Here is a 15,706-nt window from a genome sequence, read left to right on the forward strand (position 1 = left end):
TTAAGTGTAGTTTAATTCCTGCCTACACCGGGGATGACATCACAGCTCATATGCCTTTCCTCTATACCTACTAACTTTGCTTTAAATATCTGCCCTATTTCTAAAGGTTTTTCTAGCTTCACCGGAATAAAATTCTCAGTATGGGCGATATTATTATTCTCTACTAATAACTCCACTTTCTGCCCTATGTGTTTTTTAAAGAACTCTGTTAACTGATTTTGCCCCTCTTGCCTTAGAATTTCTGCTCTTTCTTTCCTTATAGGCTTCGGTACTTGCGGCATACGAGCTGCGGGTGTTCCCTCTCTTTCCGAATAAGGGAAAACATGTAAATATTGTAATTCTGCTTCTGAAATTAATTTTCTTGTGTTTTCAAACATTTCAGGAGTCTCCGTTGGAAAACCTGCTATAATATCTGCACCGAATGATACTTCAGGTCTTATTGCCCGCAACTTCCAACAAAACTCTATTACGTTTGTTCTCTTATGTCGTCTTTTCATACGTTTTAATATCATATCGTCGCCTGCTTGCAAGCTAATATGAAAATGTGGCATTATCCTTTCACTGTAAGCTATAAGCTCAAAAAGTTCATCATCTATTTCTGCAACATCTATTGAAGATAATCTCAGCCTTCTTAATTCTGGAACTAAATTTAAGACTCGTTTAATCATTTGTGCAAAGGTTGGACTCCCAGGTAAATCTGAACCGTAAGCCGTCACATCAACACCTGTAAAAACTACTTCTTTAAAACCGTTTAACATCAAATGTTTTACCTGCTCTGTTATAGCTCCTATCGGTACTGATCTACTTTTACCTCTACCGTAAGGGATAATACAGAAAGTACAAAAATGATCACAACCGTTTTGTACCTGAATAAAAGCACGAGATTTACCGTTAAAGCTACTTACCAAATGACCTGCAGTCTCTTTCACCGACATTATATCGTTAACTGCTATTTTTTCATCGGTAATTTGGTAGTAATTAGGTAATAACTTTTCTTCATTACCTATAACCTTGTCTACTTCTGGCATATTAGCGTATATTTGTGGACTCGTTTGAGCGCTACAACCCGTAACAATAATTTTTAAATCAGGATTATCTTTTTTAGCTCCACGAATAGCTTGTCTTGCTTGTTTCTCAGCTGCTTTAGTTACAGTACAAGTATTAAATACCATGACGTTATCAAGACCCGACAATTCAAGATTTTTCCTTATTATCTCACTTTCATAAATATTAAGCCGACAACCGAACGTTACCACATCTTGTTTTAGAGAGTTATTCACAACAATATACTCCTTCAGCTATCAGTGTAGCAGATCCTTGCATTATTATATTGCCATTTTCTTCCTTCATATTAAGGCTACCGTGCTTAAATACTACAGTGCTTGGTGAATGGATAAAACCACGCTTTAAACCGGCAGCAAAACTACCACAAGCTCCGCTTCCACAAGCACCCGTTAACCCTACTCCTCGCTCCCAAACAGATAAATTAATCTTATTATCTTTAATCTCGGCAAAATTAACATTTACCCCATTAGCAAATAATTCTTTAGCCTGCAATGTTTCACCGACAATTTTTTGATCTTGAGACTCTAGCTTACTAAAAATAACCAAATGCGGGTTACCGACATCAACGCAAATAGTTTCCTTTAAATCAATCATATAACGCGCTGCGAATGCCCAAATTTTATCACGACTCGGCATCCAAGTTTCATTAAAACTAACAGCTCCTACATTAACGCTAATCTTATTTTCATCTTCAATACGGCATAGTAATTCTTTATTACCTACTACTATGGTAATATCTTTCTTTCCCGTATCAAGATAAATTAACTTGGCTAAACATCTTGTAGCATTACCACATAATTTAGCACTAGAGCCATCTATATTATATATAATCATTTCATAAAAATTATTATGATTTTCATAAATAATAAACTGATCACAACCAATACCAGTGTGACGATCCGCTATATTTTTTGCTAGTTGCGATAAATTATGTGCATTTAATAAATCTCGTTTATTAACAATAACACAATCATTACCGAGACCATGCATTTTTACAAAATTAATTTTACTAATCATAATCAATTATAATATTTAAGATTGTATTATAGCAATGTATTATAGCAAATTGCTTAGAATTTGCTATAATGAAGTTATATACAAATAGATTTCTATGCTAATTTCACATTTTTTAGACCCTAAAAATAATTAGGCATTTTTAAAAATTTTCGGTACAGAAAAAAATAAGGATATACTTATTCATTTCCTAAATGACATTTTAGGTTATATAGAGGAAGAAGTAATTACTGAAGTTACTTTTTTAAACACTAACCAAGATCCTAATATTGCTGCAGCTTATAGACAATCTATCGTTGATATTCTATGTAAAGATAAGCATGGAACACAATTTATTTGTAGAAGATACAAGTAAGTAAACATCCAGATTTTGAGAAAAGAGCTCACCTTTATGCTACAAAAGATTATTAAAGATAAATAATATAAGAAGATGTAAAAAAAATTGTGGTATATGCAAACTCTGAGGAGTAATATTTTTAGCCATTGTCGATTTTATTTTATTCACCGATAAAAAAAGATTTGTGATCAAATCATAGATTACTTGATACTAAAACTTATCAGCACAACTTACAAGATTTTTATTTTATCTTTTTAGAACTATAATAAAGAAGTATATCAATTAGAGCACCTTCAAGAAAAATTGGCATATTTCTTTAAACATGCAAATGAAAGCACTCTAGAAAAAATGGAACATTTGATAGGTCATGATTTTATTATTAAAAAAGCTTTTTATGTTTTGGATCAAGCTCACTGGTCTGAAGAAGATTTTAATACCTATGAAAAAATTATAAAAACCGAAATGGCTAATTTAGCTGTAGAAATAGCAGAAAATTATAGATGTTGAAGCTAAACGAATAGCTATAGGTGAGGCTAGAGGAAAAGCTAAATTAAAAGAAGACAAAAGCAATTTAGCCAAAAAATGCTTACAAAAAATAGACCTTTAGATGAGATCATAGATTTTACCGGTTTAACCGCAGAAAAAATCAAGAAATTAAAGTAGAAATGAAAGTACTCAATATCATGCTAAGCCGTGACCTTGGCGGAATTCAACAAGCATTTTTGGATTATAGCACTGCCCTTGAAATGCAAAAAATTGAAGTTATAAATACCACTTCTTACAAAGCAAAAATAAATTCTTTTTTACCTAAAAAAAGTTTAAAACTACCAAATATAGTACCATTTGATTTACTCTCGGTACTTATTCTTAAATATATAATTTATAAAACTAAGCCCGATATAATTATAGCACACGGTAATAGAGCAATAAATTTTAGCAAACTTGCTAAAATAGCTAATATTAAGTTAATCGGTATTGCTCATAATTATAATTTAAAAGGACTACGTAAATGTGATTTTGTTATTGCTCTGACACATCATATGCAAGAATATTTACTAAAAAATAACTTTGCTGAATCTAAAATATTTATTCTACCGAACATGATAAATATTACTAAAGATTTTGCTCCAAATAAAATAGATTTCTTGCAGAACGAAGCTAATAAAGAGAAATTTGAAGGAGACTCTTTCACTCGAACTGCAGCGTATACAAGCTTACTTGAGGCTTCGAATACCGGATCAACGTACAAATTACCTTTAGAAGGACGTTATACAAGAAGTTTAATATATGGAAAACCTATCGTAATTTGTGTCTTAGCAAGACTTGTTGCTAAAAAAGGTGTTGATGTTTTCATTAAAGCTATAAAAATTTTAAAAGAAAAAAAATATGATATTCAAGTAGTTATAGGTGGAGAAGGAGAAGAAAAAGATAATTTAATTACTTTAGTACATACACTTAATTTGCAGAATCAAATATCATTTACCGGATGGATTAACGATAAAGATAAATTCTTTGAGCAGAGCAATATTTTTTGTCTTCCATCACTACATGAACCGTTTGGCATTATAGTACTTGAAGCAATGGAGGCAAGTATTCCTATCGTTAGTACAGATACTGAAGGACCTACAGAAATCTTAAGCAACATGCAAGACGGACTTATTTGTAAAGCCGGTTCGATTGAAGATTTAGCAGAAAAAATTGCTTATCTAATAGATAATCCACAAAAAGCAGAGGAATTTTCTAAAAATGCCTATCTAAAATTACAACAAAATTATGATGTTAAGGTTGTTTCTAAAAAGTTACAGCATATTTTAGAAAGCTTAATATAATAGTTTAAAGATTCATAATGAAAATAGTGATAATGCATCTTCCAAGTGGTAGCTACAATTTAACGATCCAATGTTTAAAATTAAGGAATCATTAGCTAATAACTCTGATATTGAACTGGTAATGAGTAATGTGCTAGTGGCAAAAGCACAGCTTAACCTTGTTAAGGCTTATAGATTTGCACAAATTAATTTATCATGTAGAGCAAATCAAACAAAAAAATAGCAAGAAAATAAAAGCACCAAATAAATCAAAATTTGCTAATAATTTAGGACTAGCAAGCTTACTGAAAATTATGAATTAAATTTATGGGGGACAGCTGCAAACACTAGCAGCAAGGCAACTAAAAAAAACTTTCCTTGCAATTAAGTACAGCAAGGAATCGGTACGTTTATCAGTTATAAGTAATGTCACTATAAGTTACTTTAATCTTTTAAGCATTAGACAAACAAATATACCTAACTGAAAAACTAATTAAGGCTCAAACGGAAATTTATAAATTAAATCAGAAATTATATAATCTTGGCTTAGGTGATCTAATATTGGTTAGCGAGGATCTGCATTTAAGCTAGCAGACAGGCGTTATAAACGTGGTAATATAGTTACTTAAATACACAATGCTGACCACAAAGCAAAACATACTACAAAACGAAATTGACGTAGTGGAGTGGCTATAAAATTTTCACAACTAACTTCTATAGTGAATATTTTCCATGCTTTGAGTGGGAATTGGTGAACACATTTTCATACCGCATCTTGACCGCGTATCTCAGGACATAGCATATTTTTAAAAGACCACGAGATTCAAATCACGGGATGACATTAACCTTAATTAAAACCATGTTAAAAACAATAATGAGGAATTTGATATTATAATATTACACGTAATTTAAATTATAGAAATAGTATTAGGAAATTAAAATGTTTGGTATATCTTTCTTAAGATGATAGATTCCTGCTTGCACAGGCATGACATACATTATATTGAACAAGCATGACTGCCGTTATCATCATCTTCACGGATAAATTTTTGCTTTACCTTAGAATTATTATTATACGGCTTACTATTTTTTACCGGTGGATAATTTACAGGCTCATAATTTGTAACAGGCGGTGTATAATTTTGGTTTACCGTAGCATTTGGACAAGTATGTTTTAATATATCACGCTTAGTTTCTCTAAGCATTGCTTTTATCTGCTTTAATTCCTCTTGCATCTTTTTTTCTTTATCGCTATTGTCTTTTCTAACTTTTTTATTTGTTCTACTTAAAGTCATATAATCATCAGATTCAACTTCACCAGCTTCTGCTTTTTGCCTTGCTATATCCCTTTTAATCATCTTAAGATACATTTCACGATTTCTCTTTACAGGATCAATTCTCTCTCCTCTTAAAGCACTGTCGCTATCATAGTCATCATAGTCATCATCGTTATCATAATCAAGATTACCTTCTACTATATTCTTTTTAGCTAAAGTAATATATTTATTATTATATAAAGGTTTTCTTTTGCCGCCTTTAGCACCTTTACTATCAACTAATTTATTATTTGCAGATTTTTGAAAGTAACTTCTCAAATTATCGGTACAACCTGCAAGTAAAAAAATTCCTAAAAATAATATTATAATCTTTTTAAACATAAATTTATATTATTCCAAAACTTTTATTATAATTAATGCCATATAATATCCAAACTTGCAAGAATAAAACACTAAAGTTCTATGTGCTTAATTAAATTATTGTTATTTTGAGGTATTTTTGGTCTTGTTACATGGATCAATTGCCCAATTATCATCCCCACGACTTGATCGCGGGACTAGTTAAAAATACTGACACTATTAGTATTTTAAGTTATATTTTTGGATACCGCATAGTCAAGAGAGCTACGGTATGACATTGAACGCGTTTCTCGATCCATGCAACAAATGCAACAAAGCCTATGTCTGCTTGCAATGACGCAAAACAAAATTTAAATCACCTCTTCTATTAGGTTACTTAATAACTTATGCCCTTCTTTTCTTCTTTTTAATAAATTGTGTGAAGCATCCTCTAATATCTTTGTATTACTTATCAAATCAAGTATTTTATCTGCTAACTTTCCTGCAGAAATATTATTCTGCTCTAAACACCATCCTGCTTTTGTATCTTCCAACCATTTTGCATTGTAATATTGATGATTATCCGCAGCACTAGGTAGTGGAATAAAGATCGCCGGTAATCCTATATATGTCAACTCTTCTATCGTAGAAGCTCCTGCTCTTGAAATCACTAAATCAGCATCTTTATATTGCAATGCAATATTATCAAAAAATTCAGCAAGTTCATAAGTAATGTTTAATTTTAAGTATATATCTTTTATTTTTACTTGATCATCTAATGCAGCTTGCTGAATTATATGTAATTTCAGTTGCGGCTTTTTTTGTATTAAAATTTGGATACTTGCAGGTATTAACTCTGAAAACAGTTTAGCTCCTTGACTACCACCAAAAATAAATATTGTAAAGAGCTTATCATTCCGTGGACCTGCCACAGAACCTAGATTTCTAATATTTTTTCTAACTATCCCACCGGTAACTACTATTTTATTTTTTGCAAATTCCGGTAAATTTTTTATGTTTTTATAAGAAATAGCTATCTTTTTAGCAAAGCTTGTAAAAAATTTATTAACTTTGCCAAGGTAAGAATTCTGTTCATGAATTATAATCGGTACTCTTAAAAAAACTGCCGCAAACATTGAGGAAATAACAGGATAACCGCCAAATCCTACAATGACAGAAGGCTTTATATTATATAATAATCTAATAGCTTTCAAAACTGCAATTGATAATCTTGGTAAAAACAAAAAAATATTACCTGATCGTTTTAAATCTAGTATATGAAAAATTACCTTCATATCCTGACTTATATACTTCTTGCATCTTAAATCAATAATAAAATGAACTTCATACCCACGTTTTATTAATTCTTCTCCAAGCGCAACTGCCGGGAAAAAATGTCCTCCCGTACCACCTGCTACCAAAATTATTTTTTTCATATTTCAATATTATGAATTTTATACGAATTTAAAGGTGTTCGGTGTCTTGTAAAACCAAGAAGCATACCAGTAGCGATAGCAATTGCAAGCGTTGAAGAACCACCGTAACTAATAAACGGCAATGTCATACCTTTAGTAGGAAGTAAATTTAAAGTCACACCCATATTAATTATTGACTGAAGCCCTAATTGGGCAATTATACCACTAGCAGCAAATTGTACAAATTTATCTTTTTCATTTAATAGCTTAATAAGACTTCTTAATACTATAAAAGCAAATATACCTATAACAATCAGACAAATAATAGCTCCAAACTCCTCACCTGCTACGGCAAAAATAAAATCTGTATGTGAGTCAGGTAGCACCTGCTTTACTGCCCCCTCCCCTGGGCCACGTCCATATAAACCGCCATGCTCAAAAGCCTTAAGAGACTTACTGACCTGATAATTCTCGCTACTATCGGGATCTAGAAATGAATTAATTCTTTGCGTGACGTGCGGTAACCAAAAATAAGCAATAGTTATTCCTAACATAACTAAAAAACCTGCTAGAACAATCCAAAATATCGGCATACCCGCAATAAATAGCTGAATACCGAAAACTGCCGTAATCATTACAAGCATTCCAAAATCTGGCTGAATAATTACGAGAATAGCAACAATAGAATAAAGTATTACACAAATAGTAATACTTGGAAAATCATCATTAAATTTTAACGATAATATCCAACCTGTAACAACTGCAAAAAACGGTTTAGTAAATTCTGAAGGCTGAATAGATAGACCTAGAATATTAATCCATCGTACCGCTCCTTTTATTTCATAACCAAGAAATTTAACTGCTATTAATAAAACCACGCTAGCAACAAACCCAAGTATTGCAAAACGCCTTAACCATTTCTTATTAAGACATGAAAATAATAATATAAGCCCTGAAGCGGCAGCTAAATAAAATATTTGTCTAGATGCAAAATAACTTTCCTCAAATCCTACTCTACTGGCTACTGCCGAACCTGAAGTAGTAACTAACATTAAACTAAAAGCAAATAAAATTATTAAAGAAATTATTATTTGCCTATCAGTACTCCTCCACCATAATTTAATAAAGTTATTAGATATTTCGGTATTTTTAAACATTTTATGGTTATAAAATTTTTATTTTGTTGTTAACAAAAGACTTTATTTGGATATCTGTAAAAATGCTCAAGTAGCTTAAGCTAGGCTTATATGACTCAAGAATATTATAACAAATTAATTATATTTGCTACTTTTATTTTATTGCTCAAACTGAATTATAGTAATTTCAATTTTTTAAAAAAGAAATTTATATGATTTGTAAAAATTTAATTGAGAAATTACCTATAATTCTACAAAAACACTATAATATTAAACCTTATTCTAATAACAAAATTACATTAGAAGGAAAAATGAATATTACTATATCAAAAATATTTCAGTGTTTCTCTCCTTTCTGTAGAGCAGTATGGGATCTTACTTCATATCCAGACAATAATCTTCCCGTTGCTGTGATACTAACAAGTGATAAAACTTCACCTATAATTTTAATGCATCGTATTTTTTATTATAAAAATAGAGCTGCTTATCACTTTTATTCAAAAATGATTCTTATCACAGATAATATAATACTTGAATTAATAAGATTTAGAATTGCGATCAAACTACTATATCATCTTGAAAATAATAAAATAATTATGGATTATGGAAGATATGTTTTATATTTAGGAAAATCGCTAATTCCTATACCTTTACATCTTATTATTGGCAAGTTTTTTACATATAAAGAAACAGAAAACGATAAAATATTTAATATGCGAGTAAAGATGGTACATACATTATTCAGTAAAATATTTGAATACACAGGTAAATTTAAAATAGAGGCTTTATAACAATTAAAAAAGTTACAATATTAGGGCTACAGGAAATTTTGGTCGTAAGATATCGACAAAGACTTGCACTTGCTAATGTACAACTCATTCTTGCAGAGGTCATGACAAATAAAATTTACAATTATTAAAACACGATATAGAACAGCTTATTACAGTTAGCTACTTTTGACATAAATATAGAAATTACCGAACAATTACAAAAATTAAAACCTTTTATTGTTATAAATACTTCCAGCCCTTTCCAAAAAATAATTATAACATAACACTAGCTAGGTATTACGCTTGGTACACATTATATTGATAGCTGATTCCAGAAGATTTGCAAGCAAATTTGCTACAAATTTAAATAATATAGTAGAACAGAAAAAATCTCTAGCTATTACCGTAGGCAAGTACCGTACACTATGCTTATCTTCAGCTGTATTAGAATATTATAAAATAGATTATAACACCAGGGACAAAAAACAGAAAAAGGTCTTACAACAACTGCTGGCAGCTTAAATTAAGCTATATAGTATTTTTTTTATGTTTAGCTTTTTCCAAATATAATTTGATAAATAACTCTCCACGCTCTTCAAAATTTTTAAACTGATCATATGAGCTACAACTAGGTGCTAGCAAAATATTTTTCACTGCTGCAGTATCACCTACTGCATCCTTATAAGCAAGATCAAAAACCTGCTTAAGATCATTACATATTACAAAATCTACTATATTTTTAACCGTATCTGCAAACATTTCTTTAGCTTGTCCGTAAAAATAAGCCTTTTTAATTCTATTTAAATAAGGCATTATTTCCTTAATACCGCCTTCTTTTGGTATTCCTCCTGCAAGCCAATAAATATTATCAAGTGCCTTAATTGATTGCAAGGCAGATATAGCGTTTGTTGCTTTACTATCATTGTAAAAACTTATATTATTTATACTACCGATATATTGCATTCTATGAGGTAAACTTTGAAAACTACTTATAGCTTCAATTATTTTTGTAGACTCTTCTAATCCCATTATCTTAGCTACTGCATAACTTGCTGCAATGTTTTCACAATTATGAATTCCCTGCAAGTTTTTATTAAACGGTAATTTAAAATTACTATTACCGAAAAAACTATAGTTAATTATATTATTAACTACCGATATACCTTTCTCAAGAATTTTGGTAACAGAAAAGGGAATTAGTTTTATACGCTGCTCTTGCTGCAATTTCATAAAAATTTTACGACAATAATCATTATCAATATTAATTACTGCATAACTATTTTTATCCATGCGATTAAAAATCTTAGATTTTGCCTTAATATAGCCATTCATGTCCTTATGTCTATCCAAATGATCGGGAGTAATATTAAGAAGTACTGCTATTTTAGCTGTAAAGGTTTTTACTAAATCTAGCTGAAAAGAAGATAATTCAATTACATATCCATCCTTACTATTTTTGGCTTTTAAAGCCGGAACCCCGATATTACCTGCAACCGGGTAATCTAAACCATTACTATTTAAAATATGGCTTATTAAAGCAGTAGTAGTACTTTTACCGTTTGTACCGATTACGGCGATAAAGTTTAAATTTCTTGATTTTTCAAATAATAAATCTATATCAGAAGTAATTGATATATTGAAATGATGAGCAATTCTTACTATTTCATGAGTAAGCGGAACTCCAGGGCTTAAGACAATTTTATCTAAATTTTGCCATCTTGAATCAGATAAAGCAGCAATGAGATTTTTTCCAAATAATTCTTCAAATATATCTCTATTTGCTTTTAAATCATCGTAGACAATTACATCATATTTATTTTGCAATTCCTCGTAAACCGAAATACCAGTTTTACCAAGCCCAAAAATACCTATTTTTTGTTTTGTATGAGAATGCATGAGTTAATTTGAAAGAACATTGTAGTTTATTATCTAAGAACAGGTAGACGAAGGTCAACTTCAAAAAGAGCAAGGAATCCACAAGGCGAGGAACGCAGCGTATCTTAATACGTAAGAATGGCAATTTTTGAAGTTCATCAAGTATACTAATTTATCTCCTGCATTAATGCTTGTTCCCCTTCATTAAATTCACCTTGTCCTTTTATATTATTATAAATTAGTTGACCATTAGGATCAGGTAAATAATAATGAGGTGGAACTTCCAGTGCTTTAGCACGCTGTACTTGATACTCATTAGGTCCGGCTGTTGATATACCTACAGTTTCTTTTAATTTTTTACTACAAGCAGAAGTAATTAATAAAACAGTAAATAATAAAAAAATCTTTTTCACTTAAACACCTTTAATTAAAATTATATTTTATTGTCACCGTTATGATCGGTGTTACGAATTTTTTCAGCCATAGCTTTAATTTGAGCATTATCATAATGCTCTTTAGCCTTTTCTTCAATAATTTTTTTAGTACTATAATAATCTTCTATTAAGATAATTACTCCTATTGTAATAAAGCAATCAGCTAAATTAAATACGGGAAAACTATAATTTTTATAATAAAAATGAATAAAATCAAATACCGCTCCTCTAAACAATCTATCAATTAGATTACCGACGGCACCACCAATCACAAAACTATAACCTGCAAAGCCCCTAATCGTTTTTGAACACACCATTAGGTAGTATAAGTAACAGACTATAATCGAGTTTGTTAATATAAAAACAGCATTACTATATTGATAGTATTCACGCATTAATCCAAAACTAATGCCATAATTCCAAGTATAAACCATATTTAAGAAAGCAGTAACCTTGAGCATTAAACCAGGTTTCCATCGTAAATTATCAATAAACCACCATTTGCTTAACTGATCAATAATAACTAATGTTATTATTATACGACTACTACGAGCAAATGTTAGATAGATTTTTTTTAGTAGTAAAAGCATAAGGATTTTGTGAATGAGTAATGAATAGATCGCTAATGTCCATATTAGCCTAGCTAAAAACAAGAATCCAGTAAAAATAACCTTCGTACAAAATAAACATAATAAAAAACAAGTTTTTTTATATATTACTGGATTCCTATCAACAAGATAATAACATCGAGCGTTTTTCAAAAATTGTCTGGTACTAGAGGTCAATTTCAAAAAGAGCTAGGAGTTTGCAAGGCGAGGTGAGTTGCGTATACTTAATACGTGAGAACCAAAGCTCTTGTAGAATGACAATGCCAACTTTTAAAAGTTACCGATTATCACAAAGAAACTCAACTGTTTTATCAGCTTGCAATTCCTGATCAAGCTTAACATTTAAAGTTTTTATTTCTTGTTTAAATTGTTGAAATTTCTCTAAATTTTTTCCGTTTAATTCTATACCAGGTGTTGTTTTAACTGACATAGGATTAACATGTTTGCCGTCAATTTTAACTTCATAATGTAAATGTGGGCCTGTAGCTCTACCTGTACTTCCAACATATGCTATGATCTGCCCTTGTTTTACTATACTTCCCACTTTTAAATTTTTTGCAAAATTTGAAGCATGAGCGTAAGCAGTAGATAACGTACCACTATGTTTTACTTGAATAAATTTTCCATAACCCGACTTCCAACCTATTTCCGTTATAACTCCGTTTCCTGCGGAATATATAGGCGTACCGACTGGAGCTGCAAAGTCAACTCCCTTATGCATTTTAGTATAACCGAGTATCGGATGCTTTCTATTACCGTAATGTGAAGAAACTTTTATAACCTTTAGCGGAGTTTTAAGTAAGCTTCTTTTTACACTTTTACCATCTTCAGAAAAAAATGCATGATTATTTGCATTATTATTATGGGAATAACGATATATATTATATTCTTTGCCTGAAAGATTTAATGAAACATATAGAATTTTACCGTGGTGGGAAAATTTACCGTCTTCCGTTACGTATTTTTCTGTTATTACAGTTACAGTATCACCGCTTTTTATTTGACGCTGAAAATCGATTTGATAGGCATAAGCATTAATCAGCTCTATTATACTATTATTTGATAAACCCAGTTTTTTAAGGGCAGACATAAAATTTGATTCAATACTTACCGACGCTTTAGCAACTTTTTTATTTAAAGGTACTACAATTTCTTCAACTTTAAAATTATCACTTTCTCTAATTACTTCAATAGTTTTGAGCTTATCGATAATTATGACGATTTTATTTAAGAACGTTACCTCTGAGGTTAAATCTTCATCCTCATTTTCGTTAATTTTTGTTTCATATTCAAAAGTAATGTGTTGCCCTATTTTAAGTGAAGATGATAATTTACCATCTTTTACTAAATTTATAATTTTTTCTATTTCATTTTTAGGGATATTTTGTTCTATCAAAATTGACTTTATAGTATCTCCTTTTTTTACTACTACTTCTTTAAATGAAATCGTTTCTTCTTCAATACTATCAGGCTGTACTAAAGTTATAGATAAAGTGTTGTTAACATAATTATTAACTGCAAAAGAGATAAAAAAAACTAATCCTATAAATAATAATAAGGAAGCAGAGGTGAGGATTTTTCTAAGACGCGCACTAATAAAGGATGATGGTAATACATCATTAAAATCACAAGATAGTACAGTATCATTCATTAAAACTGCTCTGAAGATATTTGAATCAATTTTTCATTACTAATCATCACTAATAATATACACCATATATAAATAAATTACAATAGAAAATTGTAAAATTTTGTTTTATTTGTGTTTCATTAGTTTTTTATTGATTAAAATTAAATTTTAATATAAGTCAATGTTTATATCTCCTGTTTACCTAACCATAATGCTGTCAAATGTCCCAAATAGAATATTATGAGAATATTCCTTTAAATAAAAACTGTCCTATAAATAGTGAAATAGTTCTAGTAGGCGGTTGTTTTGATTGATTACATTACGGTCATATAGAATTTTACACAAAGCTAAAAAACAAGGTAAATACTTAATCATTGCTTTAGAACCGGATGAAACAATTATTAAATATAAAAAGGTCAACCTATCCATAATCAATTACAACGAGCAAAAATTTTAAGTTCTTTCACATTCATCGATAAAGTACTTATATTACCGAAACTGAAAGATTTTAATGATTATGCTCGGTTGGTACAAAATACTTATCCTTCTGTAATTGCTGTAACAAAGGATGATCTTTCCTTAATAAATAAATTCAAGCAAAATTAATTAATACTAATAAAAGTTATCGACTTACTACAACATCCTAATATAGGTACTTTCTAGCTCAAATATTAAAAAATATAGTTTTGCTAAAAATTTATCGATTTTTACTTTAACAAAAATGCATATACATTTATATTAAGTATAAATAATCTATAATATATGCTAATGCTATGAAAAATATTATTACTTTAAGTAGTTTATTGATTTTTAGCAAAATGTGCTTTGCTTCCGAGCCATTACCTTGGCAAGTAACATTCCAGCCACCGGCAAGTCCCATTATGGAGGAATTACATCATTTTCATAATTTTCTGCTTTATATCTCAACGGCTATTGTTTTATTTGTTGCTGGATTACTTGGCTTTGTATGCATCAGATTTAATGCAAAAAATAATCCCGTACCAGCAAAATTTGCACACAATATTTTAATAGAAATAATTTGGACTGTAATACCTATAATAATTTTAGTGATTATTGCAGTACCGTCTTTTAGAATATTGCGTCATGCTGAAAAAATACCTGAAATGGATTTAACTATTAAAGTAGTAGGTTATCAATGGTATTGGCACTATATGTATCCTGATCATAATAATTTGGAGTTTGATAGCGTAATGATCTCTGATGAGAATCTAAAACCTGACCAGAAAAGATTATTGGATGTTGATAATCGAATTGTTATACCTGAAAACGCTAACGTAAGATTTCTTATTACTGCAGGTGATGTGATACATAGTTTTGCTGTTCCGTCGCTTGGTTTTAAAATAGATGCAGTACCTGGAAGAATTAATGAAACATGGACAAGAGTTACCAAGAAAGGCGTATATTATGGGCAATGCTCTGAACTATGCGGCATCAATCACGGTTTCATGCCGATTGCTATAGAAGTAGTAAGTAAAGAGGATTTTGATAACTGGATTGCAAGTAAAAATAAGGTTGCGATGAATGCAAAATTAGCGGCTAATTAATTATATGAAATTTTATAGAAATTCATATTCCTATTACTATGGGTACTAGTTTTATAACTGATAATATAAATCATCCTATGGACTGGTTTGCTACTGCTCCTTTCTTTATTTTTAAACATAGGAATAATTATACTCCTTCCTATGATAAAAGAAGAGATATTATAGTTGGAAACGACGTATGTTTTGGTACAAACTCTACTATTTTTTGCCTGGAGTTAATATTTGGAGACGGAGCAATTATCATAATGGCTAAAGATTTACCACCACATAGTATTGTTGCCAGCAATCATGCAAAGATAATACGCTATAGATTTTTTGACAAAATAATAGAGCAATTACTTGAAATTAAATGGTGGAATTGGGATTATATAATAAAATCACTAAAAATATTCCAATTTTTGGAGCAGATATTGAAAAATTAACACAGGCAGAA

Annotated in this window: 15 protein-coding genes and 3 pseudogenes; 9 read left to right on the plus strand and 9 right to left on the minus strand. The window is 30.2% G+C overall.

Annotation, left to right across the window (positions count from 1 at the left end; all coding sequences use genetic code 11):
- Positions 1-11: 11 nt before the first annotated feature.
- Complete coding sequence (gene mtaB / locus A1E_RS02930) at positions 12-1,280, minus strand: tRNA (N(6)-L-threonylcarbamoyladenosine(37)-C(2))-methylthiotransferase MtaB (RefSeq protein WP_012148786.1); 1,269 nt, start codon at positions 1,278-1,280, stop codon at positions 12-14.
- On the minus strand, positions 1,273-2,082 hold the full coding sequence (gene dapF, locus A1E_RS02935; RefSeq protein ID WP_012148787.1) for a diaminopimelate epimerase: 810 nt from the start codon (positions 2,080-2,082) through the stop codon (positions 1,273-1,275). The genes mtaB and dapF overlap by 8 nt, the downstream gene beginning before the upstream one ends.
- Before the next feature lie 145 nt (positions 2,083-2,227).
- On the opposite strand from dapF, the gene A1E_RS07465 reads away from it, so the two are divergent.
- From A1E_RS07465 to A1E_RS07150, 5 genes and pseudogenes are all read left to right on the plus strand, one after another.
- Positions 2,228-2,434 carry a PD-(D/E)XK nuclease family transposase gene (locus A1E_RS07465; protein WP_155799184.1) on the plus strand — a complete coding sequence of 69 codons (207 nt, stop codon included), beginning with the start codon at positions 2,228-2,230 and terminating at the stop codon, positions 2,432-2,434.
- A 330-nt stretch (positions 2,435-2,764) separates the two neighbouring features.
- Positions 2,765-2,923: a hypothetical protein gene (locus tag A1E_RS06870; RefSeq protein ID WP_231259257.1), complete on the plus strand. Its 159-nt coding sequence runs from the start codon at positions 2,765-2,767 to the stop codon at positions 2,921-2,923.
- Positions 2,924-3,081: 158 nt separating this feature from the next.
- Positions 3,082-3,552: pseudogene (locus tag A1E_RS07285) on the plus strand (glycosyltransferase); the annotation flags it as partial.
- Positions 3,553-3,702: 150 nt separating this feature from the next.
- A pseudogene (locus tag A1E_RS07295) lies at positions 3,703-4,245 on the plus strand (glycosyltransferase); the annotation flags it as partial.
- 176 nt (positions 4,246-4,421) lie between these two features.
- Positions 4,422-4,547 (plus strand): hypothetical protein, encoded by a 126-nt coding sequence (locus A1E_RS07150; protein ID WP_269146067.1) that lies wholly within the window; start codon positions 4,422-4,424, stop codon positions 4,545-4,547.
- 675 nt (positions 4,548-5,222) lie between these two features.
- On the opposite strand, the gene A1E_RS02955 is transcribed toward A1E_RS07150, so the two are convergent.
- The 3 genes from A1E_RS02955 to ftsW all read right to left on the minus strand — a co-directional run bounded on the left by A1E_RS02955 (position 5,223) and on the right by ftsW (position 8,412).
- Positions 5,223-5,882: a hypothetical protein gene (locus A1E_RS02955; protein WP_012148791.1), complete on the minus strand. Its 660-nt coding sequence runs from the start codon at positions 5,880-5,882 to the stop codon at positions 5,223-5,225.
- A 329-nt stretch (positions 5,883-6,211) separates the two neighbouring features.
- Entirely contained in the window at positions 6,212-7,276 is a 1,065-nt protein-coding gene (gene murG, locus A1E_RS02960) for an undecaprenyldiphospho-muramoylpentapeptide beta-N-acetylglucosaminyltransferase (RefSeq protein WP_012148792.1), read from the minus strand.
- Positions 7,273-8,412, minus strand: coding sequence for a putative lipid II flippase FtsW (ftsW, locus tag A1E_RS02965; protein WP_012148793.1), 1,140 nt, complete (start codon positions 8,410-8,412; stop codon positions 7,273-7,275). Before ftsW ends, murG begins: the two co-directional genes overlap by 4 nt.
- Positions 8,413-8,603: 191 nt before the next feature.
- Here ftsW and A1E_RS02970 point away from each other — a divergent pair, with 191 nt between their 5' ends.
- Positions 8,604-9,182 (plus strand): DUF4166 domain-containing protein, encoded by a 579-nt coding sequence (locus A1E_RS02970; RefSeq protein WP_012148794.1) that lies wholly within the window; start codon positions 8,604-8,606, stop codon positions 9,180-9,182.
- 507 nt (positions 9,183-9,689) lie between these two features.
- Here A1E_RS02970 and murD read toward each other — a convergent pair.
- From murD to A1E_RS02995, 4 genes are all read right to left on the minus strand, one after another.
- Positions 9,690-11,057 carry a UDP-N-acetylmuramoyl-L-alanine--D-glutamate ligase gene (murD, locus tag A1E_RS02980; RefSeq protein WP_012148796.1) on the minus strand — a complete coding sequence of 456 codons (1,368 nt, stop codon included), beginning with the start codon at positions 11,055-11,057 and terminating at the stop codon, positions 9,690-9,692.
- A gap of 146 nt (positions 11,058-11,203) precedes the next feature.
- Entirely contained in the window at positions 11,204-11,449 is a 246-nt protein-coding gene (locus A1E_RS02985; protein WP_012148797.1) for a membrane lipoprotein lipid attachment site-containing protein, read from the minus strand.
- Between the two features lie 20 nt (positions 11,450-11,469).
- The gene (gene lspA, locus A1E_RS02990; RefSeq protein ID WP_012148798.1) at positions 11,470-12,060 is read right to left on the minus strand and encodes a signal peptidase II; all 591 of its coding nucleotides are present in this window, start codon (positions 12,058-12,060) and stop codon (positions 11,470-11,472) included.
- Positions 12,061-12,355: 295 nt separating this feature from the next.
- Positions 12,356-13,729: a M23 family metallopeptidase gene (locus tag A1E_RS02995; protein WP_012148799.1), complete on the minus strand. Its 1,374-nt coding sequence runs from the start codon at positions 13,727-13,729 to the stop codon at positions 12,356-12,358.
- A gap of 168 nt (positions 13,730-13,897) precedes the next feature.
- Between A1E_RS02995 and A1E_RS07470 the strand changes: the two are divergent.
- From A1E_RS07470 to A1E_RS03005, 3 genes and pseudogenes are all read left to right on the plus strand, one after another.
- Positions 13,898-14,314, plus strand: a pseudogene (locus A1E_RS07470) (adenylyltransferase/cytidyltransferase family protein).
- Between the two features lie 167 nt (positions 14,315-14,481).
- Complete coding sequence (gene coxB, locus A1E_RS03000; protein WP_012148800.1) at positions 14,482-15,273, plus strand: cytochrome c oxidase subunit II; 792 nt, start codon at positions 14,482-14,484, stop codon at positions 15,271-15,273.
- Positions 15,274-15,311: 38 nt separating this feature from the next.
- The gene (locus A1E_RS03005) at positions 15,312-15,695 is read left to right on the plus strand and encodes an LbetaH domain-containing protein (RefSeq protein WP_012148801.1); all 384 of its coding nucleotides are present in this window, start codon (positions 15,312-15,314) and stop codon (positions 15,693-15,695) included.
- Positions 15,696-15,706 lie beyond the last annotated feature (11 nt).

The organism is Rickettsia canadensis str. McKiel, assembly GCF_000014345.1.
In the GTDB taxonomy this organism is placed as follows: domain Bacteria; phylum Pseudomonadota; class Alphaproteobacteria; order Rickettsiales; family Rickettsiaceae; genus Rickettsia; species Rickettsia canadensis.

Coding starts and splice junctions, on each gene's coding strand:
- dapF (WP_012148787.1), bottom strand. CDS start 2,082: ATGATTAGTAAAATTAATTTTGTAAAAATGCATGGTCTCGGTAATGAT.
- A1E_RS06870 (WP_231259257.1), top strand. CDS start 2,765: ATGGAACATTTGATAGGTCATGATTTTATTATTAAAAAAGCTTTTTAT.
- A1E_RS02955 (WP_012148791.1), bottom strand. CDS start 5,882: ATGTTTAAAAAGATTATAATATTATTTTTAGGAATTTTTTTACTTGCA.
- murG (WP_012148792.1), bottom strand. CDS start 7,276: ATGAAAAAAATAATTTTGGTAGCAGGTGGTACGGGAGGACATTTTTTC.
- ftsW (WP_012148793.1), bottom strand. CDS start 8,412: ATGTTTAAAAATACCGAAATATCTAATAACTTTATTAAATTATGGTGG.
- A1E_RS02970 (WP_012148794.1), top strand. CDS start 8,604: ATGATTTGTAAAAATTTAATTGAGAAATTACCTATAATTCTACAAAAA.
- murD (WP_012148796.1), bottom strand. CDS start 11,057: ATGCATTCTCATACAAAACAAAAAATAGGTATTTTTGGGCTTGGTAAA.
- lspA (WP_012148798.1), bottom strand. CDS start 12,060: ATGCTTTTACTACTAAAAAAAATCTATCTAACATTTGCTCGTAGTAGT.
- A1E_RS02995 (WP_012148799.1), bottom strand. CDS start 13,729: ATGAATGATACTGTACTATCTTGTGATTTTAATGATGTATTACCATCA.
- coxB (WP_012148800.1), top strand. CDS start 14,482: ATGAAAAATATTATTACTTTAAGTAGTTTATTGATTTTTAGCAAAATG.
- A1E_RS03005 (WP_012148801.1), top strand. CDS start 15,312: ATGGGTACTAGTTTTATAACTGATAATATAAATCATCCTATGGACTGG.